General features: G+C 68.7%; 24 protein-coding genes. 16 read left to right on the top strand and 8 right to left on the bottom strand.

Annotation, left to right across the window (positions count from 1 at the left end):
* Positions 1-28: 28 nt before the first annotated feature.
* The 4 genes from pspAB (at position 29) to rpsD (ending at position 3,405) form a co-directional block, all read left to right on the top strand.
* Positions 29-622: a PspA-associated protein PspAB gene (pspAB, locus tag D473_RS0114305; protein ID WP_017609749.1), complete on the top strand. Its 594-nt coding sequence runs from the start codon at positions 29-31 to the stop codon at positions 620-622.
* A 300-nt stretch (positions 623-922) separates the two neighbouring features.
* On the top strand, positions 923-1,270 hold the full coding sequence (gene erpA / locus D473_RS0114295) for an iron-sulfur cluster insertion protein ErpA (protein ID WP_017609747.1): 348 nt from the start codon (positions 923-925) through the stop codon (positions 1,268-1,270).
* A gap of 222 nt (positions 1,271-1,492) precedes the next feature.
* Positions 1,493-2,464, top strand: a complete 972-nt coding sequence (locus D473_RS0114290) for a carbohydrate kinase family protein (RefSeq protein WP_017609746.1) — start codon at positions 1,493-1,495, stop codon at positions 2,462-2,464.
* A 329-nt stretch (positions 2,465-2,793) separates the two neighbouring features.
* Complete coding sequence (rpsD, locus tag D473_RS0114285) at positions 2,794-3,405, top strand: 30S ribosomal protein S4 (protein ID WP_017609745.1); 612 nt, start codon at positions 2,794-2,796, stop codon at positions 3,403-3,405.
* A gap of 206 nt (positions 3,406-3,611) precedes the next feature.
* Here rpsD and D473_RS0114280 read toward each other — a convergent pair whose 3' ends face one another.
* Positions 3,612-3,860, bottom strand: a complete 249-nt coding sequence (locus D473_RS0114280; RefSeq protein ID WP_017609744.1) for a sulfurtransferase TusA family protein — start codon at positions 3,858-3,860, stop codon at positions 3,612-3,614.
* 409 nt (positions 3,861-4,269) lie between these two features.
* Between D473_RS0114280 and ctaC the strand changes: the two genes are divergently transcribed.
* From ctaC to D473_RS0114265, 3 genes are read left to right on the top strand one after another with little or no spacing between them, the layout of a single operon-like run.
* Positions 4,270-5,154: an aa3-type cytochrome oxidase subunit II gene (gene ctaC / locus D473_RS0114275; protein ID WP_449406452.1), complete on the top strand. Its 885-nt coding sequence runs from the start codon at positions 4,270-4,272 to the stop codon at positions 5,152-5,154.
* Positions 5,155-6,834, top strand: coding sequence for an aa3-type cytochrome oxidase subunit I (gene ctaD / locus D473_RS0114270; protein WP_017609742.1), 1,680 nt, complete (start codon positions 5,155-5,157; stop codon positions 6,832-6,834). It abuts the gene before it with no gap.
* A 9-nt stretch (positions 6,835-6,843) separates the two neighbouring features.
* Positions 6,844-7,269, top strand: coding sequence for a cytochrome c oxidase subunit 4 (locus D473_RS0114265; protein WP_017609741.1), 426 nt, complete (start codon positions 6,844-6,846; stop codon positions 7,267-7,269).
* Positions 7,270-7,471: 202 nt separating this feature from the next.
* Here the strand turns inward: D473_RS0114265 and D473_RS0114260 are convergent, their stop codons facing one another.
* Together D473_RS0114260 and D473_RS0114255 are read right to left on the bottom strand one after the other, a co-directional pair.
* Complete coding sequence (locus D473_RS0114260) at positions 7,472-8,596, bottom strand: glycosyltransferase family 4 protein (RefSeq protein WP_017609740.1); 1,125 nt, start codon at positions 8,594-8,596, stop codon at positions 7,472-7,474.
* Positions 8,597-8,663: 67 nt separating this feature from the next.
* Positions 8,664-9,689, bottom strand: a complete 1,026-nt coding sequence (locus tag D473_RS0114255) for a C40 family peptidase (protein ID WP_026126949.1) — start codon at positions 9,687-9,689, stop codon at positions 8,664-8,666.
* 370 nt (positions 9,690-10,059) lie between these two features.
* On the opposite strand from D473_RS0114255, the gene D473_RS0114250 reads away from it, so the two are divergent.
* Entirely contained in the window at positions 10,060-10,674 is a 615-nt protein-coding gene (locus D473_RS0114250; RefSeq protein ID WP_026126948.1) for a TetR/AcrR family transcriptional regulator, read from the top strand.
* A 13-nt stretch (positions 10,675-10,687) separates the two neighbouring features.
* On the top strand, positions 10,688-11,893 hold the full coding sequence (locus tag D473_RS0114245) for a DUF418 domain-containing protein (protein WP_017609737.1): 1,206 nt from the start codon (positions 10,688-10,690) through the stop codon (positions 11,891-11,893).
* 92 nt (positions 11,894-11,985) lie between these two features.
* Here D473_RS0114245 and D473_RS0114240 read toward each other — a convergent pair whose 3' ends face one another.
* The 3 genes from D473_RS0114240 to D473_RS0114230 all read right to left on the bottom strand — a co-directional run bounded on the left by D473_RS0114240 (position 11,986) and on the right by D473_RS0114230 (position 14,986).
* Positions 11,986-12,924: a C40 family peptidase gene (locus tag D473_RS0114240; protein WP_017609736.1), complete on the bottom strand. Its 939-nt coding sequence runs from the start codon at positions 12,922-12,924 to the stop codon at positions 11,986-11,988.
* Between the two features lie 401 nt (positions 12,925-13,325).
* A complete protein-coding gene (locus tag D473_RS0114235; protein ID WP_017609735.1) occupies positions 13,326-14,714 on the bottom strand; it encodes an NYN domain-containing protein in 1,389 nt (462 codons plus the stop codon).
* Positions 14,711-14,986, bottom strand: a complete 276-nt coding sequence (locus tag D473_RS0114230) for a hypothetical protein (protein ID WP_026126947.1) — start codon at positions 14,984-14,986, stop codon at positions 14,711-14,713. The genes D473_RS0114235 and D473_RS0114230 overlap by 4 nt, the downstream gene beginning before the upstream one ends.
* Positions 14,987-15,090: 104 nt before the next feature.
* Between D473_RS0114230 and D473_RS0114225 the strand changes: the two genes are divergently transcribed.
* The 3 genes from D473_RS0114225 to D473_RS0114215 are packed head-to-tail and all read left to right on the top strand — an operon-like array spanning position 15,091 to position 17,885.
* Positions 15,091-16,815, top strand: a complete 1,725-nt coding sequence (locus D473_RS0114225; RefSeq protein ID WP_017609733.1) for a DEDD exonuclease domain-containing protein — start codon at positions 15,091-15,093, stop codon at positions 16,813-16,815.
* A complete protein-coding gene (locus tag D473_RS0114220) occupies positions 16,793-17,557 on the top strand; it encodes a rhomboid family intramembrane serine protease (RefSeq protein WP_017609732.1) in 765 nt (254 codons plus the stop codon). Before D473_RS0114225 ends, D473_RS0114220 begins: the two co-directional genes overlap by 23 nt.
* 52 nt (positions 17,558-17,609) lie before the next feature.
* Positions 17,610-17,885, top strand: coding sequence for an Lrp/AsnC family transcriptional regulator (locus D473_RS0114215; RefSeq protein WP_017576826.1), 276 nt, complete (start codon positions 17,610-17,612; stop codon positions 17,883-17,885).
* 115 nt (positions 17,886-18,000) lie between these two features.
* Here the strand turns inward: D473_RS0114215 and trpD are convergent, their stop codons facing one another.
* Together trpD and D473_RS0114205 are read right to left on the bottom strand one after the other, a co-directional pair.
* On the bottom strand, positions 18,001-19,092 hold the full coding sequence (trpD, locus tag D473_RS0114210) for an anthranilate phosphoribosyltransferase (protein WP_017609731.1): 1,092 nt from the start codon (positions 19,090-19,092) through the stop codon (positions 18,001-18,003).
* Between the two features lie 225 nt (positions 19,093-19,317).
* Positions 19,318-19,758, bottom strand: coding sequence for a chemotaxis protein CheY (locus D473_RS0114205; protein ID WP_017609730.1), 441 nt, complete (start codon positions 19,756-19,758; stop codon positions 19,318-19,320).
* A gap of 480 nt (positions 19,759-20,238) precedes the next feature.
* Here D473_RS0114205 and ctaE point away from each other — a divergent pair, with 480 nt between their 5' ends.
* Genes ctaE through qcrB form a run of 4 tightly spaced genes read left to right on the top strand, consistent with a single transcriptional unit; the run spans position 20,239 to position 24,614 of the window.
* A complete protein-coding gene (ctaE, locus tag D473_RS0114200; RefSeq protein WP_193373283.1) occupies positions 20,239-20,865 on the top strand; it encodes an aa3-type cytochrome oxidase subunit III in 627 nt (208 codons plus the stop codon).
* 17 nt (positions 20,866-20,882) lie between these two features.
* On the top strand, positions 20,883-21,800 hold the full coding sequence (gene qcrC, locus D473_RS0114195; protein WP_241474797.1) for a cytochrome bc1 complex diheme cytochrome c subunit: 918 nt from the start codon (positions 20,883-20,885) through the stop codon (positions 21,798-21,800).
* Positions 21,793-22,947, top strand: coding sequence for a cytochrome bc1 complex Rieske iron-sulfur subunit (gene qcrA / locus D473_RS0114190; RefSeq protein ID WP_017609727.1), 1,155 nt, complete (start codon positions 21,793-21,795; stop codon positions 22,945-22,947). The genes qcrC and qcrA overlap by 8 nt, the downstream gene beginning before the upstream one ends.
* Complete coding sequence (qcrB, locus tag D473_RS0114185) at positions 22,947-24,614, top strand: cytochrome bc1 complex cytochrome b subunit (RefSeq protein WP_017609726.1); 1,668 nt, start codon at positions 22,947-22,949, stop codon at positions 24,612-24,614. The genes qcrA and qcrB overlap by 1 nt, the downstream gene beginning before the upstream one ends.
* Positions 24,615-24,813 lie beyond the last annotated feature (199 nt).

The following is a 24,813-nucleotide window of genomic DNA, read 5'->3' as shown; positions in this document are numbered from 1 at the left end:
CCCCCGACACCCGGAACCGGAGTCGACCATGAGTTTCTGGCGTGCCCTGCTCGGGCAGTCCAAGCCTGCCAAACCCGATCTGGATGCCTTGTTCGGTCTGCCCACGGCGGCCATCACACTGCGCGCGTCCGCGGGTTTCACCCCGACCGGCACAGGTTCCGTGGCCTTCCGCGCGGCCGAGGGTGCCGACTTCCAGAGCGTGGAGAGCGATGTCACCGCCCTGCTCGACGCGGGGGAGGGGCCGCCGGTACGCCAGGTCACCGACGACTACGGCTACACCTGGATCGTCGTACGTACCGCCCACGCACCCGAGGGAGACGGCCCCGACCCCGACATCAGCGGGCTGGTCACCGATCTGCACGCGGTCAACTCCACGCTCGAGGCCAACGGCTACGGGCCGTCCCTGCTGTGCTCCCTGGTGGGTTTCAACGACACCCGGGGACGCTCGCTCGGTCTGGTCTACCTGTACAAGCGCGGTACCTTCTACCCGTTCGCGCCGACCGGAGGGCAGCGGCGCGACAACGCACTGGAACTCCAGGCGGAGGCGGCCATCGGCAACGATCTTCCCCTGGAGAAGGACCGCTCGCGCTGGTTCCCGGTCTACGGTGCCCCCGGGCTCTGAACGGCCCGGCCCACAGGAGGGTGCCCTCCGCGGCCGTCCACAGGAGGAAGTCCGGAATATGGCATCGGGGGCCGGGGAAGATTACCCTGAGATCCACGAGCACATTGTTCCCGCCCGCGGCTTGCTGCGGCCGGCCCGTACAGCGGCGGACGGGAACGACGCGGCGGTCGTACGGCGGAATGCCGGGCAGGTCCCGGACGTTGACTCCGTTGCACAGGACAGGACCGGCTGAGACCGGTGGACCCCGTCGCGATCGGGGCAGCCAGGCGGCCGCACCCTTTGTTATGAGGAGCTTTACAGATGACGGTTCAGAGCGAGACCACCGAGGGCATCATCCTCACCGATGAGGCGGCCGGCAAGGTCAAGGCGCTGCTCGAGCAGGAAGGCCGCGACGACCTTCGCCTGCGCGTCGCCGTTCAGCCCGGTGGTTGCTCGGGGCTGCGCTACCAGCTCTACTTCGACGAGCGCGAGCTCGACGGCGACGTCGTCGCCGACTTCGGCGGCGTCGAGGTGGTCACCGACCGGATGAGCTCCCCGTACCTGATCGGTGCCACGATCGACTTCGTGGACTCCATCGAGAAGCAGGGGTTCACCATCGACAACCCCAACGCCACCGGCTCCTGCGCCTGCGGCGACTCCTTCAACTAAGCTGTGGGCCCCGTCGCCACCGGGCGGCGGGCCCACAGCACCCCCGAAGGGGAGGGCGGACCAGCGTGTCCGTCCTCCCCTTCGTCATGTCATGGGCCCCCCTCCTCAGCGCCGAGAGGCCAGTGGATACCCTGATGCAGTCCAGACGGGAGGGCCGGTGTGCCCGCCCGGTACACAGGTCGCCCCCGATCGACCCGTCCCCGAACTAGGAGCTTTCGCCTCGTGCGTATTGCGGTTGCCGGATCCATCGCCACCGACCACCTCATGTCCTTCGACGGTCGGTTCGCCGAGCAGATCATCCCCGAGAAGATCCAGCAGTTGTCCGTGTCGTTCCTCATCGACGAACTCGACGTGCGCCGGGGCGGTGTGGCCGCCAACATCAGCTTCGGCCTGGGGAACTTCGGTATGAACCCCGTGCTGGTGGGTGCGGCAGGAGCCGACTTCGAGGAGTACCGTGCCTGGCTGGAGCGGCACGGCGTCGACACCTCCGCCGTACACATCTCCGAGCTGCGCCACACCGCCCGCTTCGTGTGCACCACGGACCGGGACCAGAACCAGATCGCTTCCTTCTACGCCGGCGCCATGGCCGACGCCCGCAACATCGAGATCAAGCCGATCCACGACCGCCTGGGCGGCATCGACCTGGTGCTCGTGGGCGCCGACGACCCGGCCGCCATGGTCCGCCACAGCGAGGAGTGCCGCTCCCGCTCGATCGCCTTCGCCGCCGACCCCTCCCAGCAGCTGGCCCGCATGGAGGGCCCGGAGGTGCGCAGCCTCATCGAGGGTGCCAGGCTCCTGTTCACCAACGAGTACGAGAAGGCTCTGGCCGAGCAGAAGACCGGTTGGTCCGACGACGAGATCCTCGAGCGCGTGGGCACCCGCGTGACCACCCTGGGGTCCAAGGGCGCCCGCATCGACGTCAAGGGCGAGCCCAGCATCCACGTGCCCGTCGCCTCCGTCGGAGAGGTCGTCGACCCCACCGGTGTGGGCGACTCCTTCCGCGCCGGTTTCCTGGCCGCCCACTCCTGGGGCCTGTCCCTGGAGCGCGCCGCCCAGGTCGGCAACGCGACCGCCGTGCACTGCCTGGAGGTCAACGGCCCTCAGGAGTACGAGCTCACCCCGAAGGGCCTCCTCGAGCGCATCGAGACCTCCTACGGCAAGGAAGCGGCCGACGAGGTCCGCCCCCACCTGTAACGAGGAACTCTCTCCGAGCGGTCCGGGCGGTGCCCGCGACCCTCTAGAGTGGAAACCTGTGACCCGCACGACCCGGCCCTTCGGGGCCGGGTTGCTGCCCGCACGAACTCGGCTCCGCCGACCCTGTGGGGAGCCCTCGTGCCCCCGGTGCGCTGAAACGCGTGCCGGCAGACCGAGCCCACGCCGTTCGCGCAGGGTCACGCGCGACGGTGGGGAGCCCGACCGCACACGCTTCCGGCATGGTGCGGTCGGCGGGTGCCTCCGCGCATCTCCCAGATCTAGGCCAGCCTTACCTGGGACTCCCGTATGGAATTCTGAAAGGACTACGCATGCGCTACACCGGACCGAAGGTGCGGTTGTCCCGGCGCGCCGGCACCCCGCTGACCCGTAAGGCGGTCAGCTACTTCGAGAAGCGCCCCTACCCGCCCGGCGAGCACGGCCGCCGCGTCCGTCGCAACAGCAGCGACTACGCCGTCCGTCAGGCCGAGAAGCAGAAGGTGCGCTGGTACTACGACCTGACCGAGAAGCAGCTCGCTCGCGTCTACGACAACGCCAAGAAGCGTGCCGGCCGCACCGGTGAGGAGATGCTCGCCGACCTGGAGATGCGTCTGGCGACCGTCGTTCTGCGTGCCGGCCTGGCCGCTTCCGTCTACGCCGCGCGCCAGTTCGTCAACCACGGCCACATCACCGTGGACGGCAAGAAGGTCGACATCCCGTCGTACCAGGTCAAGCCGGGCCAGATCGTCAGCGTTCGGAGCAAGTCCCGCAACATGGTGCCCTTCGTCGAGGCCGCCGAGGGCGTCCACGCCGACGACAAGATCGCCGGTTTCCTCGCCGTGAGCCACCAGGACCTGCGCATCGCGGTCACCGACCGCCCCAAGCGCGAGCAGATCCCGGTGCCCTTCGACGAGCAGCTCGTCGTCGAGTACTACGCTCGATAAACCCCGTTCCTCCCGATGCCGGGCCCACCCCGGGATCGGCATCGGGAGGAGCAGAGCCGCGTGGACACCCGGTGTCCACGCGGCTCGACCTTTGGGTGCCCGGACCGGGGATCCGCCTCCTCCGGCGGTGCAGCCCGGACACCCGTGAATCGTTATCGCAACGGAACCGGAAGCCCGCTCCACCCCCGGAACGGACCCGGCCGGGCTCAGTACATCCGCCGGATGTGAAATGCGCTACCCGGGTACGCGGGCACCTCCGCGACGAACTCGTGCATCTTCATCCGGCACCAGGCCGGGATGTCCGGACTCGCCGCAGGATCGTCCGCAGTGACTGCGATGACCGCACCGATGGGCACTTCATGGATCCGTCGGGCGAGCCAGATGATCGGGATCGGGCACTTGTGGCCCCTCGCCTCCACCGTGACGAGGGCCGTCGGGGGCTGGTTCTCCGACACGGGAAACCTCCGGCTGTAGTCGACCTGTGTCCCAATCTTGACCCGTCCCGGGCGGTAAGGCACACCCGGTTAAGGGCGTCGTAAACCCAGCGATACGCTCCTCTGGAGTCTCGCTCCGCGGGCGCGTTCACCACCCTCACGAGGTGGTCGGCGGGCCGGCGGGAGAGAGGCCCGGGGCAACGCCGGGCCGCGCTCGTAGCCAGCCGGGAGCCTTGTCTCCGCGGGCGAACGGGCCCGGCTCCGCGAGCTGTCCCGCTTGTCGGGCAGGGGTTGTTCAGCAACACGCTGACCAGGTAAGCCCCTGAGCGGCAGGCTGGGCGGTTCGCGATAATGTTTGCCCCTGAAAAGCTTTGGATACTTAGGCCGCCTGTGGAGACCTCCACAGGCTTCACCGCTGGGAAGGCAATCCGTGAGTCCGACCCGCCAGAAAAATCGGCGCTCAACTCTGCGCCGATGGGCACCACGCGGCGCTGCGCTCGCCGTGCTGGGGCTGGCCGCGACCGGCTGCGCGTCGAACGATCTCACTCGTTTGGGCATGCCGGAGCCGATCACCGAGCAGGCCGAGCGTGTTCTCGCGCTCTGGCAGGGCTCATGGGTGACGGCTTTCGCGGTCGGCATCCTCGTGTGGGGACTGATCATCTGGTCGGTCATCTTCCACCGCAAGCGCTCTGAGCAGTTGCCGCCCCAGGTGCGGTACAACATGCCCATCGAAGCGCTCTACACAGTCCTGCCGATCGTCATCATCTCGGTCCTCTTCTTCTTCACGGCACGCGACCAGGCGTACCTGATGGACACCGAGGAACCCGCTGACGTCCATGTCGAGGTCGTGGCCTTCCAATGGGCCTGGCAGTTCAACTACCTGGACGACACGCGGGAGAACGGCGGCGAGGTGCTGCACTCCGAGGCCGGTATCCCCAACCCGGACGGCACCGCCGACCCCGAGACGCAGACGACACTCGTTCTTCCTGAGAACTCCTCCGTCCACTTCGACCTCCACTCGCCCGACGTCATCCACTCCTTCTGGATCCCGGCGTTCGGTTTCAAGATGGACGTCATCCCCGGGCACGACAACGCCTTCCAGGCCAACCTCAACGACGACACCGAGGGCGAGTACATCGGCCGGTGCGCCGAGCTGTGCGGTGTGGACCACTCCCGCATGCTCTTCAACGTCGAGGTGCTCTCCGAGGACGACTACGCCCAGTGGGCCCAGGAGCGCGAGCAGGAGACCGTGGACGAGGACACCGAGGACCTCGAAGCGGTCGATGCCGCGGACGCCGAGGAGACTGACAGTTAAATGACCACGACGACGGAAACTCAACCCCAGAGCGGTGCCGCGCAGGCACCGACGCGCAAGGGGTCGATCATCGTCAACTGGTTGACGTCGACCGACCACAAGACGATCGGGTACATGTACCTGATCACGTCGTTCGCGTTCTTCCTGTTCGGCGGTGTTCTGGCGGTCCTGATGCGCCTGGAACTGTTCTCGCCGGGCATGCAGTTCATGTCCAACGAAGAATTCAACCAGTTCTTCACGATGCACGGCACGATCATGCTGTTGATGTTCGCGACCCCGCTCTTCATCGGGTTCTCGAACGTCATCATGCCGCTGCACATCGGTGCGCCCGACGTGGCGTTCCCGAGGATGAACCTGTTCAGCTACTACCTGTTCCTGTTCGGCAGCCTCACCGCCATCAGCGGCTTCCTCACCCCGGGCGGTGCCGCCAGCTTCGGGTGGTTCGCCTACACCCCGCTCTCGGACGCGGTGCGTTCACCGGGTCTGGGCGGTGACCTGTGGGTCCTGGGCCTGCTCGTCTCCGGCCTGGGCACGATCCTCGGTGCGGTCAACTTCATCACCACCGGCCTGTGCATGCGTGCACCCGGTATGACGACCTTCCGCATGTCGATCTTCACCTGGAACACGCTGCTGACCAGTGTCCTGGTCCTCATCGCGTTCCCGGTCCTGACCGGTGCGCTCGTCGCCCTGGGCGCGGACCGCATGGTCGGTACGCAGGTCTTCAACCCAGAACACGGCGGCGCCATCCTGTGGCAACACTTGTTCTGGTTCTTCGGACACCCCGAGGTCTACATCATCGCGCTGCCGTTCTTCGGCATCGTCACCGAGGTCCTGCCGGTCTTCAGCCGCAAACCCATCTTCGGCTACAAGTCCCTGGTGGCGGCGACGATCGCCATCGGCGGCCTGTCCATCACCGTGTGGGCGCACCACATGTTCCCCACCGGCGCGGTGCTGTTGCCCTTCTTCTCGTTCATGAGCTTCCTCATCGCGGTCCCGACCGGGGTGAAGTTCTTCAACTGGGCCGGCACCATGTGGCGCGGACAGCTCACCTTCGAGACACCGATGCTGTTCACCCTCGGGTTCCTGGCCACCTTCCTCTTCGGCGGCCTGACGGGGGTGCTGTTGGCTTCCCCGCCGATCGACTTCCACGTCACCGACTCCTACTTCGTGGTGGCGCACTTCCACTACGTCGTGTTCGGCACCGTGGTCTTCGCGATGTTCGCCGGGTTCTACTTCTGGTGGCCCAAGTTCACCGGGAAGATGCTCAACGAGAGCCTGGGCAAGTTCCACTTCTGGTTGCTGTTCCTGGGCTTCCACGGCACCTTCCTGGTCCAGCACTGGCTGGGTGCGGCCGGCTTCCCCCGCAGGTACGCCGACTACCTGCCCGGCGACGGCTTCACCACGCTGAACCAGATCTCCTCGATCTCCTCCTTCGTACTGGCCGCCTCGACGCTCATCTTCTTCTGGAACATGTACGTCACGGCCAAGAAGGCGCCGATGGTCGAGGTGGACGACCCGTGGGGGTACGGCTGCTCCCTGGAGTGGGCGACCTCGTGCCCGCCGCCGCGGCACAATTTCACGTCGCTTCCGCGGATCCGGTCCGAGCGCCCGGCCTTCGACCTCAACCACCCGCACGCCGCCGCACCCGGTGCCGTCGCCGCGGGCGCAGAGAAGAAGTAGGGCGGTCAAGTGAAGACACAGGCCTATCTGTTCATGGGTATCTCGACCTTCTTCGGAATGGTTGCTGCCCTGTACATCTACTGGTCGTACCAGGACCACGGCGCCATCGAGTGGACCGGTACCACGGCTCTGGTCATCGGTGTCGGTTTCGGCTGGATGATGGGTTTCTGGCTGCTCATGGCGGCTCGACGCAGCGAGCACTTCCACGGCTTGCCGGCAGAGGAGCGGTTGGACGGCGAGATCGCGGAGAACGCCGGCGAGTTCGGCTTCTTCAGTCCGCACAGCTGGTGGCCGCTGTTCGTGGCAGCTGCCGTGGTTTTCACGGCCATCGGTGTGGCCATCGGCTGGTGGATGGTGTTCCTCGGTTTCCTCGCCATCATCCTGACCGCGATCGGCTGGGTGTTCGAGTACTACCGCAAGGAGTTCGAGCACTAGGAGCTCCCCGCCGTGTGGCTGCTCGGAGTGCGAGTACACACGGTGCGGTGTCCACGTCACCGCCCCGGTGACCGGAAGGGGTCGCGCTCTGCGCGGCCCCCCGGCACCGGGGCGGTTCTTGTCATGCGCGGAGGGCATGCGGGACCCGTTGTGGACCCCCGCGCCGGGCGTGGGGGACGGTGCGGGAGCGGGCGTTGGGGCCTCAGGCCTCCAGAAGCTCCGTGAGGCGCTCGGAGGAACGCTGCCAGGTCCACTCCCGCGAAACCCATTCGCGGCCGCGAGCGCCCATGCGGGCGGCTGTTTCCGGAGCGCGCAGCAACCGGATGAGGGCACGCGCGGTGGGGCCGGGCAGGGTTGCGTCCACGACGGCCCCGGTCTCACCCTCCAGGACTGCGTCGGTGGCGCCCCCGGAGGCCCCGGCCACCACGGGCAGTCCCGTCGCCGAAGCCTCCAGGAAGACGATGCCCAGGCCCTCGACCTCCAGGCCGGCGTGGCGTGAGCGGCAGGGCATGGCGAACACGGTCCCGGCGTCGTAGTGGGCGGGTAGTTCCGCGGCGCCGACCGGGCCGGTGAAGTACACCGATTCCGTCCTCTGGGCGGCGTTCCGGAGCCGGGCCGCCTCGGGGCCGTCGCCGACCACGAGCAGTGCCGCGTCAGGGACGTCGGCCAGGACCCGGGGCCAGGCGCGGATCAGGGTGTCCTGGCCCTTGCGGCGCACCAGACGGGACACGCACACCACCACCGGTCGGTCCCCGAGCCCGTGGCGTTCGCGGATCGCACGGCCGCCGGCGCCGGGACGGAACCTGTCGGTGTCCACGCCCGGGGCCAGGTGGCGCATGCGGTACCTGGCCCGGGGCGACAGGGCCCGTGCGAGCCGCTCACGGGTGTGGTCGCCGAGGTAGGTGACGGTGTCGACCGTTTCGCCGACCCGGCGCAGGCTCTCCCGTGCCGCAGGGACCGAGGCCCACCACGCCTCGTGCCCGTGTGTGAGGGCCACCTGCCGCCGGACCGGCATACCCGAGGCCAACAACCCCAGTGGCGTGGCGGCGCCGTAGAGCACGGAGTCGCAGTCCTCCATACGGGCGATGGCTCGGGCCCGCGCGGCCACACGTGGGGTGGGGAGCAGGGTCCGGGCGGCGTCGCGCACGATCGGGAAGGGCTGACGCAGGTCGAAGTGCGGGTCACGCGCCGCGTCCCGCGGGTGCGGGGCGGAGGTGTACACCACCACCGATCCCGGGGGCCGGCGCAGCGCCAGCTCGTGGACGAAGGCCTCGATGCCCCCGGGTCGGGGCGGGAAGTCGTTGGTGATGATCAGCGTTCGCGACACCTGAGCGAGTCTAGAGCCCCGTGTCCGTGCGTTGTGGGCACCCGGTCCCACCCGTGGGGCACGTGGGTCAGGGCCGGACGCCGCCGACGAATTCCTGGCGGTAGTAGTCGTTGAGGGTCACGGTCCCGATCGGGGTGCCGGAGGTGGAGGCGTGCACCATCTCGCCGTTGCCCGCGTACATGCCCACGTGGCTGGGCTGGGCGCCGTAGAAGAAGAGCAGGTCACCGGGCTGCTTGTTCTCCCAGGAGATCTGGGTGCCGGCGTTGATCTGGTCGTAGGTGGTGCGCGGCAAGGACACCCCGGCGGCGCTCCAGGCGGCCTGGGTCAGGCCGGAGCAGTCGTAGCCGTCGGGGCCGGTGCCGCCCCACACGTAGGGCTTGCCGATCTGTGCGTAGGCGAAGTCCAGGGCGGTGAGCGCGTTGCCGGATGCGGGGCCGTCGTAGCTGCCCCCGCCGGCGTCACTGCCGCCGCTGCCGCCGCCGTCACCGACGGACTCGGTGGCCTCGGCCCGCTCTTCCTCGGTGAGTTCCTCCAGGAGCGCTTCCTGCTCCTCGATGGCCTCCTCGGCCGATCCGGTGGCCTCTTCCGCTTCCTCGAGCGCGGTCGCGGCCTTCTCCTCGGTGTCGGAGGCCTCGGACTCCAGCGCCTCCAGGTGCTCGAGTTCCTCGGTGTAGCGCTCCAGGGTCTCGTCGTTCTGCGCGGCCAGGTAGGACAGGTCCGCCTGGTGGTTCATGGCGGTCTCGGGGCCGTCGGAACCGATGAGCTGGGTGGGGGAGGTGTAGTCCACCCCGGAGTAGGACAGGTTCGCCAGCCGGCGCACACCCGAGGCGAGGTCCTCGACCTGTTCCTCGGCCGTCTCGATGTCGCTCTGGATCTCCTCCAGGCGTTCCTCGGAGGTCTCGTGGGTCTCCTGCGCCTCGTTGTACTCGGCGTTGAGCGAGGAGAACTCCTCCTGGAGCTCTTCGATCTCCTCGCGCACGTCGTCGGCGCTCGGCTCGGCGTGGGCGACGCCGTGGGGAAACAGGAAGGCTCCGGCGGTGAGGGATGCGATCACCGCGGTGCGGCGGTTTCGGCCGCTGTGGGAAGCAGACACGTGGGGATACCTTTCTCTCCCCGCGCAGCAGGGAAGGTGCGCGCGGGGAACTGCACCGGGCGAGTCGGGAAGAACCGCACCGGGCCGACGCGATGGGGCGCGTCCGGACACTCTGGTGCTGGGGGTGGGCTCCACCCGGGCGGGGCCGTCGCCGCCGGGCCGGCAGCGAAGAGGAGCGACCACGCTCGGCGTCGAAGACTAGTGCATCCTTCAGTCGCCACTCAACCGTTTCGTGACGTCCCTGGGGACGGGCGCGGGTGTCCGAAACCCGGCTACAAGTCCGGAAAACGCACCCGGTGTGCCACTACGGCCCCGGGGCCGGATGCGGCCACCGGTTGCAGCAATAAAAATATGCTCGTAATATTTTTATGTGCCACGAACAGCAGACCACGATGAACGCCGAGACCGCATAGCCCGCGCACTCCTGCGCGTCGTCGCCCGCAAGGGCCTGGCCGACACCACGATGGTCGACGTCGCCGAGGAGGCAGGCGCCTCCGTGGGCATGGTCCAGCGCTATTTCCGCAGCAAGAAGGACCTCCTCCGCTTCGGCGTGGAGCACCTCTACCGCCGCGGCGCCGAACGCCTGGAGGGGGTCGAGCGCCGACCGCCCTTCCGCGATCTCCTCCTGCGCCTGGCCGAGACACTCCTGCCCCTGGACGAGGAACGCCGCACCGAACTCACCGTGTGGCTGGAGTTCCTGCCCGCCACCGTCACCGATCCGGACCTGGCCGGCCTGCACCGCGGGACCACACGCCTGCTCGTGGACGGGTTCGCCGACGCCTTCACCATCGCCGGGCAGACCGGGGCCTTTCCAACGGAGAACGATCCCACGGAGGAGGCCGTCGCCCTGGTGTCCCTGGTCGACGGCCTCACCATCCACCACCTCCTCGGCTCCGACCACTTCGGCGCAGACCGCATTCGCACGGTCCTGTGCACCCACATCGACCGGCTCCTGGCCCCCGCTCCGGGGACCACCGGCGCCTGAACGGGGGAGAACGATGACCGCACCGGCCCGTGGCGGCGCCGCACCGGCCCCGCCACGTGAACAGACCCGCATGCCCTTGCTCGATCTGCTGCGGGGTTCGGCGATCCTGGGAACCCTGGCCACCAACGTGTGGCTGTTCACCGCGCCCGGAGGAGAGGCCTCCGCACTCCTCGGCGGTGCCGGCGCGCTCCCGATGGGGCTCTTCCTCGACGACCCGTCCGTGTCCACGCTGGCCGAGGGCCTCTTCCGTACCGCCGCCAACGGAACCTTCTTCGCTCTCCTCACGCTCATGTTCGGAGCCGGTCTGGCCCTGCAGTACAGGTCCGCCCGCAAACGCGACCAGCGGTGGCCCGGGGTCTACAAGTGGCGGGCCCTCTTCCTCTTCGTCGAAGGCACGGTGCACTTCACCCTGGTCTTCGCCTTCGACGTGCTCATGGGGTACGCGGTCGTCGCGCTGCTGGTGGCCTGGCTCCTGGGCCGCTCCGAACGACTGCGGACACGGTTCCTGTGGGGCTCGCTGGGCCTGCACCTGGCCCTGATGTCCATGGCCACCGCGCTCCTGGTCCTGCTACCTGCATCCGAGGGGCAGGACGAGGTGCCGGCCGAAGTGGTGGAGCTCTACGCGAACGGCTCCTACCCGGACCAGATCGTCTTCCGCCTGGAGCACTTCCTGCTCCTGCGCGCCGAGCCCATCGTGAGCTTCGCCCTCATGGTCTTCATGTTCCTGCTCGGTGTACGCCTCTTCCGCGCCGGTGCCTTCGGGGACCACAGCACCGGCCGCCTCATCCGCAGCCGGCTCCTGCGCTGGGGGCTGGGCACCGGCGTCCCGTTCACCCTCGTCGCCGCTCTGGGCGGGCAGGAGTGGTTGCTCGTCGACCGTTACATGGCCGCGCCCCTGGTCGCCCTCGGTGTCATCGGGCTCGTCGGTGCCCTGCTCGACCGATGCGGTGGCACAGGGCCCGTCGCGGCCGGCCTGTCCGCCCTGGGGCGGATGGCCATGACAGGTTACGTGGCGCAGAACCTGGTCCTGATGCTGGTCTGCTATGGGTTCGGCCTCGGGCTCACCGAACGAATGGCCGGGAGCGGATCGTGGTGGATCCTCGGTTCGTGGGCCGCGATGTCCCTGCTCCTGATGGCCGGGTCCGCGCTCTGGTTGCGCCGCTTCCGCCAGGGGCCGCTGGAAGCCCTCCAGAAGCACGTGCTGTCCCGCGCCCGCTGACACCGTGCCCGCCGCACCACGGGCGGTGGCCCGGCGCTCCGGCTGCCACCGCCCGTGGTGCGCGCGGACGGATCCTGCCGTCCCCGCGGTGCCTAGAGGCGCACCGCGAACTCGAACTGCCCGCCCCAGTAGGCGGCCAGGCCGACGACCTCGATGTTGCGGCCCGTGCGGGGCGCGTGCACCATCTGGTCGCCACCGGCGTAGAGGCCGTTGTGGCTCATACCGGAGAAGAACATGATGTCGCCGGGCTGCAGCGCACTCATGTCGGTGATGCGCTGGCCCACCTCGGCCTGGGCGTAGGTGGTGCGGGGCAGATCCACACCGGCCGAACGCCATGCTGCCTGCACCAGGCCGGAGCAGTCGTAGCCGTCGGGGCCGGTGCCGCCGTAGACATAGGGCAGACCGACCTGCGCGTAGGCGAAGTCCAGGGCCGAGCCGGCGTTGCCGCTCGCACCTCCGGTATAGGATCCGCCGGAATCGTCGGCGCCCTCGGAGGAGGGGTCGGAGTCGGGGAACTCGGCGAGCAGCTCCTGCTGCTCCTCGATCTTGCTCTCGACCTCGTCCTTGGCCTCCTCGGCCTCCTCGAGCTGGTCCTCGGCGTCCTGGAGCGCCTGCTCCGACTCGTCCTTGAGCGAGAACAGCCGCTCGGCCGAGTCGCTGAAGTCGTCGAGCTCCTGGATCTGGTTCTCGGACAGGTAGTTGAGGTCCGCGTTCTGCTCGAGCAGAGCCTCGGGACCCTCGGAGGTCAGCACATTGGTCGTGGAGTCCATATCGCCCGACTGGTAGGTCGCGTTGGCGAACTGCTGGACCTGTTCCTGCAGCTCGTCGTAGCGCTCCTGCTCATCGCCGACCTGGCTGTCGATCTCCTCGTACTGGGCCTCGGCGGTCTCGTGGTCCTCCTTGGCCTGGTTGTACTCCTCGACGAGGGTGGAGGCCTCCTCGTTGAGCTCTTCGACACGGTCCTCGACCTCGTCCTGGGAGGGGTCCGCGTATGCGGTTCCGGGGACGAGGATGGCACCAGCGGCCACCATTCCGATGCCTGTCGATGCGATTCGGCGAGCTTGACGCCGACCACCGGGGTTCTTCATGGCGGTCCACGCTCCTTGAGGTTGATGAGTCCGCATGCTTGTACGGGGGCGAGACTGAAGGGGTTCCTCACCGACCGTCCTGGCGGGGAGGCGTGAGCGCAGCGGGGACTCCACCGGTTCGGGGCGGACACGCGTACGATCCACTACCCGGGAGAGCACTCACGTTCGGGAAGAACCTAGCGGACCGTCCGGCAGGGCTCAACCACAGGGGCCGATCCGATGGCCGAGTCCGCCGGTTATCAGCGGGTTCGGACGGAGGGTCCTCCCAGGCCAGGGCCCACACCGTCCGCGCCCGTGCCCACCACGGTGGTACGTGTTACACCAGCGGCCCGGGAGGCGACGGTTCAACCGGTGGTTTCCAGTCCGCGCAGGAACACCGCCGAGGGCACCGCACGCGCCCCGGCCCGCCGCACCGCCGACACGATCTCCTGGTCGGAGGTCACCACGGCGATCGGACGCCCCGGGGGTTCGGCGCCCACCAGACGCACGATGAGCTCGTCGGCGGTCTCACCCGCTTCACTGAACAGCAGCCGCACACGCCGCGGGCCTGCGACCACCGGAGGGGTGTCCACGTCCGCGCCGTCGAACACACACGTGATCTCGGCCTTGGTCCGGCTCGCCAACCCCTCGAGGGAGGACAACAACCGGGTGCGCTGGTCGACCAGCGGAAGCGTCCCGTACCCGGTCTTGGTCACGTTGTAGCCGTCCAGCAGCAGGTGCACGCGCGGCACCGTCAACAGGTGTCCCAACAACCCGGGGTCGTCGTCGGGCAACCCCTCCAGTGACGCGCGTCTGTCCTCGCCTCCGGCGACCATGTCGGCCGGGCTGTCCAGGGACGTCGGCAGGGCCAGTTCCCGCCGCAGGCCGTGCCCGGCCTCCACGAGCACGTCCAACAGCACCCGCAGGCGGGCCTCGTCGGCGTTGCGCCCCGTGCGCGCCGCGCGCCGGGCGTTCTCCACCTGCGTCTCCGCCGACACCACACGTGCACGCAGGCGCCGGTTCTCCGACTCCAGGGCGCTGACCCGGGCGGCCGACTCGCTCTCGCGACCCGCGGTCTCCTCCAGCGCACGTTCGGCCCGCTCGGTGGCCTCCTTGGCGCGTCCGCGCTCGTGGTGGATCCGGCGCCGCAGATCGGCGATCTCCGAACGCTGCTCCTTCATCCGAGAACGCAGTCGTTCGTTCTCGGTCCGGTGCTCGCGTCTGACCTGTTCCAACTGCGTGCGCGCGGCCTCGGCGGCCTCAGCCGCCTCGTCGGCCTCCTGGGCGACGACCCGCCGTTCCAACTCCCCGTGGATGTTCTCGATGATCTCGGCCCACCCCTCGGGGCGCACGAGATAAGCACAGGCCGCGACCGCGACCGGGTCGGCCGCCGGCGGAACCACACCGGACCGCAGCCCCTCGACGAGCTCCGGCCACACCTGCTCCACACGGGAGGCCACCCGGGAGCGGAAACCGGCATCGGTCTCCAACTGGGCGGCGATCTGCGGGCCCGCAAGACGCGCACGGCGCCGCGGCTCGAATCGGGCGACCCGGCGCAGCACGAGCGGCAGCTCGGACGAGCGCATCCCGCCCAGGACGTCGGAACCGTATTCCACGACCCGGGCGCGCACCTGTTCGGGGAGGGGACGCGCCAACTGCTCACCGGTGTCGGCGGGTTCGGGGGAGTACTCGGCACCGGGCTCCGAAGCCCCCTCACCGCCCGCCCCGGCCGTCTCCTCCGGATCCGTGCTCATGCCCGTCCCGAGACGCGCTCGGCCGTCCGGACGGAGCGCGCGGCACCGGGCCGGGCCACGACCCGGACCGTGTCCGTGGCGGAGCACCGGCGGCACCGCACCCGCTCCCCCGTCTCCGACAGGACCGTGTGCTCCTCCCCGGCCCCGGTGCCGGACAGCTCCTGGTGCACGAAGTCCCCGGAACGCACCGTCCGGGTCGCATCGAACCGCGTGAGGTCTCCGTACCCGGCGTAGCGCCGACGTCCGTCGTCGCCCGGCTTCGCGATGGCCACGATCGTCTCCTTCTCGTGTGGGGTCGTTCCCACATCCTTCCATCTCGGGCGCGGGTGGATGCATCCCGGAAGGTTCGGTCGCAGGCGCCGACTACCCTGGCCGCGTGTCACAGCCTCAGACCCGCGAAGGCGTCCAGACCAGCATCGCCGACCTCGGAACCCCGCTGGCCGAGACCACGTTCGTCGTGCTGGACCTCGAGACGACGGGCACCAGCGCCACCGGCGCGCGGATCACCGAGGTCGGCGCCGTGAGGGTCCGCGGAGGGGAGGTCGTCGACGAGTTCACCACCCTGGTGAACCCCGGCGTCGTCGTCCCCGCGACCATCACCCTCCTGACCGGTATCACCCAGTCCATGGTCGCCACCGCCCCGCCCATGGAGGAGGTCCTGCCCGATCTCCTGGAGTACCTGTGCCGCGATCCCGGCACCGCCCTGGTCGCCCACAACGCATCTTTCGACACCGGGTTCCTCAAGGCCGCCTGCGAACGCCACGGGCACCCCTGGCCCGCCCCGCCCGTGGTCGACACCCTGCGCCTGGCCCGTGCGGTCCTGGGCCGGGGGGAGACCCGCAACCACAAGCTCGGCACCCTCGCCGCCTTCTTCGGTACACCGGTCACCCCCAACCACCGGGCCCTGGACGACGCACGCGCCACCGTCGACGTCCTGCACGGGCTCATCGACCGCCTGGGCCCCATGGGCGTGCACAGCCTCGAGGAACTGCGTTCGGTCACCAAACCCCCGACCAGACAACAGATCGCCAAACGCCATCTCGCCGAAGGGCTGCCCGAGGCCCCAGGCGTGTACGTGTTCACCGACGCCAACGGCGCCGGCCTCTACGTCGGCAAGAGCAAGAACCTGCGCCACCGCGTACGCACCTACTTCACCGCCGCCGAGAACCGGCAACGCATCCGTGAGATGGCCGGCGTCGTCGAAGGGGTGACCCCCATCGTGTGCGCCACCGAGCTGGAGGCCTCGGTCCGCGAACTGCGCCTCATCGCCGAACGCAAACCGCCCTACAACCGCCGCTCGCGCCACCCCGAACGCGTCCACTGGGTCAAACTCACCGCCGAGGCCTTCCCTCGCCTGTCCGTGGTGCGCGCCATCAAGGACGACGGCGCCCCCTACCTGGGGCCCTACACCTCCCCGAAGGAGGCCGACCGGGCCCGCGAGGCGCTTCTGGCCGCCTTCCCGCTGCGCCAGTGCACCCACACCTTCGACCCGCCCCGGCGCACCGTCGAACCCTGTGTGCTCGCCCAACTCGGCCGCTGCGGCGCCCCCTGCGACGGCACCGAGAGCCGAGCCGCCTACACCGCCCACGCCGACGCCGCCCGCGAGGCCATGACCGGCGACCCCGCGGCGGTCGTGGACACCCACACCGCCCGCATCCGGGAGATGTCCGAGCAGTTGCGCTACGAAGAGGCCGCGGCCCTGCGCGACCGGCTCACCGCCTTCCTGCGCGGGGCCGGGCGCTCCCAACGCCTGGCCTCCCTGGCAGCCCTGCCCCACGTGGTCGCCGCCCGTCCCGGGCCGCTGGGCTGGGAGACCGCCGTCGTGCGCCACGGCCGCTTGGCGGCAAGCGCCGTCCTGCGCCCGGGTACCGACCCCGAGGCCTTCCTCGCCTCCCTCGAGGCCACCGCCGAACACGTCGAACCAGGACCGGGCCCCGTCCCCAGGGCCACCGCCGCCGAGGGCGAGCTCGTCCTGGAGTGGCTCACCGACCCCGCCACCCGCCTGGTGCGCCTCGAGGGCGAATGGACATGCCCGCTGCGGAGCGCGGAGGCCCACGCCGAAATGACACACTGGGCGCATGGCCGCGCTCCCGCTCAATGACGACTATCCGGTCCGCCGTGCCCCTGTGGTCGCCTACGCCCTGATCGCGGCCAACGTCCTTCTCTACCTGGCCTCACCCCAGGCCGCCACCGCCGTCTGGTACCCGCCGGAGGCCGTGGAGCGCTTCTGCGCCATCCAGGACTACTTCATGCGTTGGGGCGCGGTCCCCGCCGAACTCACCGGGACCACCGGCCTGGCCGCCCCCATCGTCGCCGAATGCGGGCAGATCGAGGGCAAGGCGGTCTGGTTCTCGCTGCTCAGCTCCATGTTCGTGCACGGCGGCGCCGCCCACCTGCTCGGCAACATGGTCTACCTGTTCGTCTTCGGGCCGGTCGTGGAGGACCGCATCGGCCGCCTGCGCTTCTTGGCGCTCTACCTGGTCACCGGCCTGGCCGCCGCCCTGGGCCAGACCCTGAGCGACCTGGGCGGGGAAGTACCCATGGTCGGGGCCTCCGGAGCGATCTCCGGGGTGCTCGGTGCCTACCTCGTCGTACAGTTCCGCAGCCGGGTCACGACCCTGGTGTTCGTGGTCATCCCCATGCGGCTGCCCGGATGGGCGCTGGTGGGCAGTTACTTCGTCCTTCAGTATCTTCTCTACGTCACCGGTTCCGACGCACCCGGCGAGGACTCCGGCGTGGCCTACGCCGCGCACGTGTACGGGTTCATCGCCGGGGTCGTCCTGGGACTGGTGGTCTACCGGCTGCGCTGGCGCTCCGGGACACGGCTCTCCGACATCTACTGAGCTGCATTCTCCGGGCCCGCCCCGCTCCGCCCGAACCAACCCTGGAGGCACAGTGATCACCGCGATCGTCATGATCAAGGCCGACGTCAACCGCATCCCCGAGGTCGCCGAGGCGATCGCGGAGATCGAGGGGGTCAGCGAGGTCTACTCCGTCACCGGCGGTGTCGACCTCATCGCCATGGTGCGCGTACGCCGCCACGAGGACCTCGCCGACGTCATCCCCGGCCACGTCAACAAGGTCCCGGGGGTGCTCTCCTCGGACACCCACATCTCGTTCCAGGCCTACTCCAAGCACGACCTGGAGTCGGCCTTCGCACTGGGCTGGTGACGGCCCGCCCACGAGGCACGGACACAGGACGGGTCGTACGACGCACACGGAGCAGGGGGCGGGCCCGTCGGAAAACGGGTCCGCCCCCTGTCGTGCCCGGGGCCCAGCGGCGCCCTCAGGCCTGCTTGGCGTGCGCCTGGCTGGTCTCCACCCACGTCTCCAAGGCGTGCCGGGCCGCCCCGCTGTCGACGGCCTGCGCGGCCCGCTCGTAACCGGCGCGCACCGCCTCGGTCAACGACCCCTCGACACCGTCCACGGCTGCCAGCGCGGCACCCGCGTTGAGCAGGACGGCGTCACGCACCGGGCCCTCACGGCCCTGGACCGTCTCGCGCACGGCGCGGGCGTTGAACTCCACGTCCCCGCCGCGCAGGGCGTCCTGCGGGGAGCGGGGGATCCCCAGTTCCACGGGGTCGAGGACCTCGCGGCGGGCCTGCCCCCCGCGCACCACCCACACCGTGGACGTCGTGGAGATCGTCAGTTCGTCGATGCCGTCGTCGCCGCGGAAGACCAGGGCGTCCGAGCCGCGCCGGGCGAACACACCGGCGATGGTCTCGCACATGCGCTCGTCGAAGACCCCGATCGCCGAAGCGGTGGGCCGGGCCGGGTTGGTCAGAGGCCCCAGGAAGTTGAACACCGTCGGCACCGCCAGTTCACGGCGCGGCTTGGCGGCGAACCGCAGCGACGGGTGGAACATCGGCGCGAACGCGAAGGTGATGCCGGCCTCCTGGGCCACCCGCGCCGTCAGGTGCGGGGGCAGGTCCAGCACCACGCCCAGGCGTTCGAGCACGTCGGCGGTCCCGCACGAGGAGGAGGCCGCCCGGTTGCCGTGCTTGACCACACGCGCGCCCGCCGCGGCCGAGACGATCGCGGCCATCGTCGAGACGTTCACCGTGTGGGCGCGGTCGCCGCCGGTGCCCACGATGTCCAGTGTCGGCCCCGGAACCTGTAGACCCACCGCGTTGTCGAGCATGCCCTCGGCCAAGCCGCTGACCTCCGAGACGCTCTCACCCTTGGCACGCAGGGCGATCGCGAAACCGGCGACCTGGGCGTCGGTGGCCGAGCCCGACATGATCTCGTTCATCGCCCACTCGGTGTCGGCGGCGGCCAGGCCGGTTCCGCCGAGCAGCGCGGTGATGAGGTTGGACCAGTTCCGCTCGGTGACGCCGGAGGGTTCCTCGGCAGGGGCGGCTGAGGTCGGGACGTTCATGGTGTGACTCCACGGGCTGTGCACGGCAACGGGGCTTTTCGGCGGGGACCGGGCAGGCTGCACGGCAGGGCCGGTCCCCGCGCTTTCAGTTTCGGAGAGGCGCCGGGCCGCGCCATCGCCCGATGTCGGCACCGTGGTTGAGTGCCCCGCCCAGAACGAGACGACGGCGCAGTTGCTCCTGGCCGTCGTTCTGTGCGCTCCGACCGTGTCGGTGAGCCACGTGCCTCACCCGTCGACGAGCATCGCGCGTGAGCGCATGAGCTCGGCCAGGGACTCCGCCAGGGCGACGGGATCGATCGGATGGCTGACGACGGCCTCTGCACGCGACCACGTGCCCAGCCAGCCGTCGTCGCGCCGTCCCACCAGGAGCAGGACCGGCGGGCAGCGGAAGATCTCGTCCTTGACCTGGCGGCACAGGCCCATGCCACCGATGGGGGAGGCGGCCTCGCCGTCGAAGATCGCCACGTCGATGCGGTCCCCGGGATCCTTGGAGTCCAGCTTGTTGATGACCGCGGGGGCGGTCGCGCACTCGAAGAACTCCACCTTGGGCACGTCCGCGGCGGGCCGGCGGCCCACGGCCAGGCGCACCTGTTCACGGGTCTCGGCGTTGTCGCTGTAGATCAGCACGCGCATCCTGGTGCCGGAGTCGGTACCACTGCCCACCATCGCGCAACCGTCCCATCACGTCGGTCCACGGCCGCAGCTCGGGGGTGGCGGCCGTAGGGGTTCATTGGCTGTCCCCTCCGACTGTATTCCCTCGCGCTCGTGCTGCACAGTGAAGACCGGGGGCCGTCCCATCCGCTGAGACGTTGGACACCTGCCCACCGGGGGCCGCGAGTGACGCGCCTCACCGTGCTCAGCGGCCATGTTATGCAACGGTGATCCTTTTGTTGTCCGGGCGTTGGTCCGGGGTGGTTCGCGTGCACCTCCCAGGGGTACGGAAAAGCCCAGGACGCCCAGGATCAGGCCGGTGTGGCGCCTACAGCGTGTCGTAGAAGCGCCCCGGCCGGGCCGATCGTTACAGTAACGCCCGAGTCACGGGCAGGTAGGCGTCCGGGTGCTTCCGGGCGGTCGATGCCGGTGCTGATCCGTCGCCTTACGGGGGGTCGAGTACGGCGCTGCGCGAGATGCCGTAATAATGCTCCCGTGGCGACAGCAACCGCGAACCCAAAAACAGCACCGACACCAGCGCATGGTGCGGCAAAGCGTCCTGACCTGGTGAGTGTTGGCACCATCGTTTGGCTTGCCAACGAGCTCATGTTCTTCGCTGCGCTGTTCGCGATGTACTTCACCATCCGATCGGTGATCACCGGAGACCCCGACCTCGGGGCCTGGCCGGACGCCCACCTCAACGTTCCGTGGGCGTCGACCATCACCGTGGTCCTGGTGGCTTCCAGCTTCACTGCGCAGTTCGGCGTCTGGGCCGCGGAGCGCGGGGATGTTCGGAAGCTGCGTATGTGGTTCTTCATCACGTTCTTCATGGGCCTGTTCTTCATCTGCGGACAGGCGTATGAGTACTACGAGCTCATCGCTCACGAGGGGCTGACTCTGCAGTCGAGTCCCTACGGGTCGATGTTCTTCTTGACCACGGGCTTCCACGGACTCCACGTCATCGGTGGGTTGATCGCGTTCCTCATCATGTTGGGACGCACGTACGCCGCGAAGCGCTTCACCCACCAGCAGGCGACCAGTGCGATCGTCGTGTCCTACTACTGGCACTTCGTCGACGTCGTCTGGGTCGCTTTGTTCTTCACCATCTACTTCATCCAGTGACCCGAAACGGGGAAACCGTGAAATGGATTACCGCGCGGCGGCGGCATCCCCTGGCGGGGTATGTCGTCGTCATCCTCGCGCTAGCCCTGTTCGGCGTGGGGTACGCCGCGATGGCCCCCACCGCCGAGGACGCCAGGGCACAGACCCTCGCCGCTGAGGCCCCGGCCCCGGACGACGTCGACATCGCCGAGGGCAGGGCCATCTTCGACCAGACGTGTGCGAGCTGCCACGGGCAGGACGGCTCCGGCACCCCGAACGGGCCAGACCTGCGTGAGGCCGGGTCCGCTTCGGTCAACTTCCAGGTCAGCACCGGACGTATGCCGTCCATGGACCCGGACAGCCAGATGCCGCGCAAAGCGATGGTCATGTCCGAGGAGGAGCTCGCCAACCTGATCGCGTACTACGACGCGGAGATCAGGGACGGCGAAGCAGGCCCCGACGTGCCTTACGAGGTGCCGGGCAGTGAGCCGCAGCGCGAGGACTTCGAGGACGAGGGTTCCTACGAGGAGGCCCTCGAGACCTACGAGGCCGAATACGACTCTTACATCGAGGGTGCCGAAGACACCGACATGGGCATGAAGCTCTACCTGACCAACTGTGCGCACTGCCACAGCTGGTCCGGCGGGGGCGGAGCCTTGACCGATGGCCGTTGGGCCCCCGAGATCCACGACGCGACCCCGCGCGAGATCTACGAGGCCATGGTCAGTGGTCCCGGCGCCATGCCGATGTTCAGTGACGGCGTCATCGAACCGGAGGAGAAGCAGGAGCTCATCTCCTATGTGAAGACCCTCCAGGCCGAACCCGATGCGGGCGGGATCTTCGCCCTGGACCGTGTCGGTCAGGTCGCCGAGGGCTTCATCGGGTGGACCGTGGGTCTCTCCCTGATCGTGGCCTGTGCGATCTGGATCACCGCGAAGCAGCGTGCCCATGACTGAGAACAACAACAACGACAAGAATGAGGCCGGGCACGAGAAGCCCGAGCGCGTGGTCGGCACCCCGTCGGCCTCCGCTGAGGAGCGCGTGGTCTCCGAGCCGACAGCAGAGAACGAGAGCGGTCACGCAGGGCCCTTCGAACCCTCCGAGACGCATCTTCGCTCCGAGGAGCAGCAGCGCCGCGGGGACAAGATGGCGTCGGCGTGGTTCATCGTCGCCACTCTGGCCGGGATCGCCTTCATCGCGTCCTACTTCGTCTTCCCGCCGAACGCGTCCGGCGAGCCGGCGATCGCGTCCCCGCAGATCGCGCAGTACTCGAACATGCTGCTGGGTGGCACGCTCACCCTGGCGATGTTCGGTATCGGCGCGGGTATGACCGTGTGGGCCCGCAACGTGATGCCCCACTACGAGGTGCACTCGCCCTACGACGAGCTGCCCTCCGATGATCAGGAGAAGGGCTCCTTCAGCGAGTTCTTCATGAAGGGCGCCGACGAGAGCGGTTTCACCAAGCGTCCGCTCATGCGCCGCACGCTCATCGCTTCGATGATCCCGCTGGGCATCGCCCCCGTCGTGCTGCTGCGCGACCTGGGCCCGCTGCCCCGGGACATGATGCACCACACCCCGTGGGAGAACGGCCGTCGCATGTACGTCGAGGGCACCCACCGTGCCCTGCGGGCCGAGGACCTGGAGAACGACCCCAACGGGATGATCTCCGCCCTGCCCGCCATCGACGACGAGCGGTACCCGCACGGCATCAGCCTGAACGACCAGGCGAAATCCGTGATCCTTCTGATCAAGATCCCGGAGGACGACTGGAAGGACGGCATGAACCAGCCGGTCTCGGAGGGCTCCGACGAGACCCACTTGAACTGGACGTACAACGGGATCGTCGCCTACTCGAAGATCTGCACGCATGTCGGGTGCCCGGCAGCGCTGTACGAGCGCACGACACACCGCATCCTGTGCCCGTGCCACCAGTCGACATTCGATGCCACGGACGCCGCCAAGGTCGTCTTCGGCCCGGCCCACCGCGGCCTGCCGCAGCTCCCGATCGGTGTGGACGATGAGGGCTACCTCATCTCGACCGGTGACTTCAACGAGCCGACCGGTCCGACGTTCTGGGAATACCAGGGGGGTGGCGGTAGCTGATGAGCAAGACGACTCAGGCACCCAAGGCACTGCGCGGCGTCGGCAACTACATCGACGACCGCTTCCATCTGGCCAAGACCGGTGAGAAGAACCTTCGCAAGGTCTTCCCGAACCACTGGTCGTTCATGCTGGGTGAGATCGCGCTCTACTCGTTCATCATCCTGCTGATCACCGGCGTCTTCCTGACGCTCTGGTTCAAGCCCAGCATGCTGGAGGTCGTCTACGACGGCTCCTACGAAAGTATGCAGGGCGTCCCGATGTCGGAGGCGTTCGCCTCCACGCTGTACATCGACTTCGATGTGCGCGGCGGTTTCCTGATGCGGCAGATCCACCACTGGGCGGCGCTGATCTTCGTCGCCGCTCTGGTGATCCACATGCTCCGCGTGTTCTTCACCGGTGCGTTCCGCAAGCCGCGCGAGATCAACTGGCTCATCGGTGTGGCGATCTTCGTCCTCGCGATGGTGGAGGGCCTGTTCGGCTACTCCCTGCCGGACGACCTGCCCTCGGGCATGGGTGTACGGATCCTGCAAGGCGTGATGCTGGCGATCCCGCTCGTCGGTACCTACATCTCGATGTTCCTCTTCGGCGGGGAGTTCCCCGGCGAGGACATCATCACCAGGCTGTACGTGTTGCACGTATTGCTGATCCCGGCGTTGCTGCTGGGGTTGATCGTCGCGCACTTCATGATCCTGTGGCACCAGAAACACACCCAATATCCGGGGGTGGGGAAAACCGACAAGACAGTGGTCGGGACACCCATGTTCCCGGCCTTCGCGGTCAAGGCGGGTGGATTCTTCTTCTTCACCTTCGCCGTGATCGCGGGTCTGAGCGCCTTCGTTCAGATCAACCCGGTCCACCTGTTCGGGCCGTTCGCGCCGACGTCCATCACCTCCGGCCTCCAACCGGACTGGTACATGGGCTTCATGGAGGGTTCGCTGCGAATCTTCCCGAACTGGTTCGACTTCCAGATCGCCGGCTACCCGATCATGACCGCGGTCCTCGTGCCCGGTCTGGTCATCCCGGGGCTGATCTTCGGTGGGCTGGCCCTGTGGCCGTTCATCGAGCAGTGGATCACCGGTGACAAGCGCGCCCGCAACGTCGCCGACCGTCCCCGCAACGCACCGGTCCGCACCGGTGTGGGCGTGGCCGGCATCGTCTTCTACGGCGTGCTGTGGATGGCGGGTTCCAACGACGTCCTGTCGGAGACCTTCTCGATCGACCTGTATCTCACGACCTACATCTTCAGGGTCCTGGCGATCGCGGGGCCGATCCTCGGGTTCGTCATCGCCAAGCGCATCTGCCTGGGGCTGCAGCGCCGTGACCGGGAGACCCTGGAGCAGGGCTACGAGAGCGGCACCATCCGGCAGCTGCCCAGCGGTGAGTTCATCGAGATGCACAAGGAGAGCTCCGCCGAGACGGTGGAGGTGCTCAGCAGCAAGCGGGATCCCTCCTCCACCGCCCTGGCGGAGGAGGACGTGGATCCGAGCGGTGTGGAGAACCCCGAGGCCCGCAAGGGCATGGGCAAGCTCCGCAGGGCGCTCGCGCACTGGTACACGAAGGACAACGTGACGGTGCGCGACGTGGAGCCGCACAGTGGCCACCACCTGCACCACTCCCACGACCACACCTCCCAGGAGGGCCCGGAGGAGGGCAAGGACGGGCATTAACGAGTGACCCGGCGGATCCGCTCCCCGAGGACGGATCGCCCTATCGACGACGGACCCGGCCGTGCTACGGCCGGGTCCGTCGTGTGTCCGGGTCGTTCGTCCCCAGAAGGCCCTGTGGCCTGTGTGGCGGCCGGGGGCGCGCAGACGCCGATGGAGGTGCCCCAGGGCCGTTTCGGTGCTTCCGCGTGCGCCATGGGGG

The sequence above is a fragment of the Nocardiopsis xinjiangensis YIM 90004 genome (genome assembly GCF_000341145.1).
In the GTDB taxonomy this organism is placed as follows: domain Bacteria; phylum Actinomycetota; class Actinomycetes; order Streptosporangiales; family Streptosporangiaceae; genus Nocardiopsis; species Nocardiopsis xinjiangensis.
The sequence above is the reverse complement of the archived record's forward strand: the minus strand, read 5'-3'. Positions and strand labels throughout refer to the sequence as shown.

Excerpts from the sequence above, each read along its gene's own strand:
- pspAB (WP_017609749.1), top strand. The coding sequence starts at position 29 with ATGAGTTTCTGGCGTGCCCTGCTCGGGCAGTCCAAGCCTGCCAAACCC.
- rpsD (WP_017609745.1), top strand. The coding sequence starts at position 2,794 with ATGCGCTACACCGGACCGAAGGTGCGGTTGTCCCGGCGCGCCGGCACC.
- ctaD (WP_017609742.1), top strand. The coding sequence starts at position 5,155 with ATGACCACGACGACGGAAACTCAACCCCAGAGCGGTGCCGCGCAGGCA.
- qcrB (WP_017609726.1), top strand. The coding sequence starts at position 22,947 with ATGAGCAAGACGACTCAGGCACCCAAGGCACTGCGCGGCGTCGGCAAC.
- D473_RS0114205 (WP_017609730.1), bottom strand. The coding sequence starts at position 19,758 with ATGGTGGGCAGTGGTACCGACTCCGGCACCAGGATGCGCGTGCTGATC.
- erpA (WP_017609747.1), top strand. The coding sequence starts at position 923 with ATGACGGTTCAGAGCGAGACCACCGAGGGCATCATCCTCACCGATGAG.
- trpD (WP_017609731.1), bottom strand. The coding sequence starts at position 19,092 with ATGAACGTCCCGACCTCAGCCGCCCCTGCCGAGGAACCCTCCGGCGTC.
- qcrA (WP_017609727.1), top strand. The coding sequence starts at position 21,793 with ATGACTGAGAACAACAACAACGACAAGAATGAGGCCGGGCACGAGAAG.
- D473_RS0114240 (WP_017609736.1), bottom strand. The coding sequence starts at position 12,924 with ATGGTGGCCGCTGGTGCCATCCTCGTCCCCGGAACCGCATACGCGGAC.
- D473_RS0114235 (WP_017609735.1), bottom strand. The coding sequence starts at position 14,714 with ATGAGCACGGATCCGGAGGAGACGGCCGGGGCGGGCGGTGAGGGGGCT.
- D473_RS0114220 (WP_017609732.1), top strand. The coding sequence starts at position 16,793 with ATGGCCGCGCTCCCGCTCAATGACGACTATCCGGTCCGCCGTGCCCCT.
- D473_RS0114245 (WP_017609737.1), top strand. The coding sequence starts at position 10,688 with ATGACCGCACCGGCCCGTGGCGGCGCCGCACCGGCCCCGCCACGTGAA.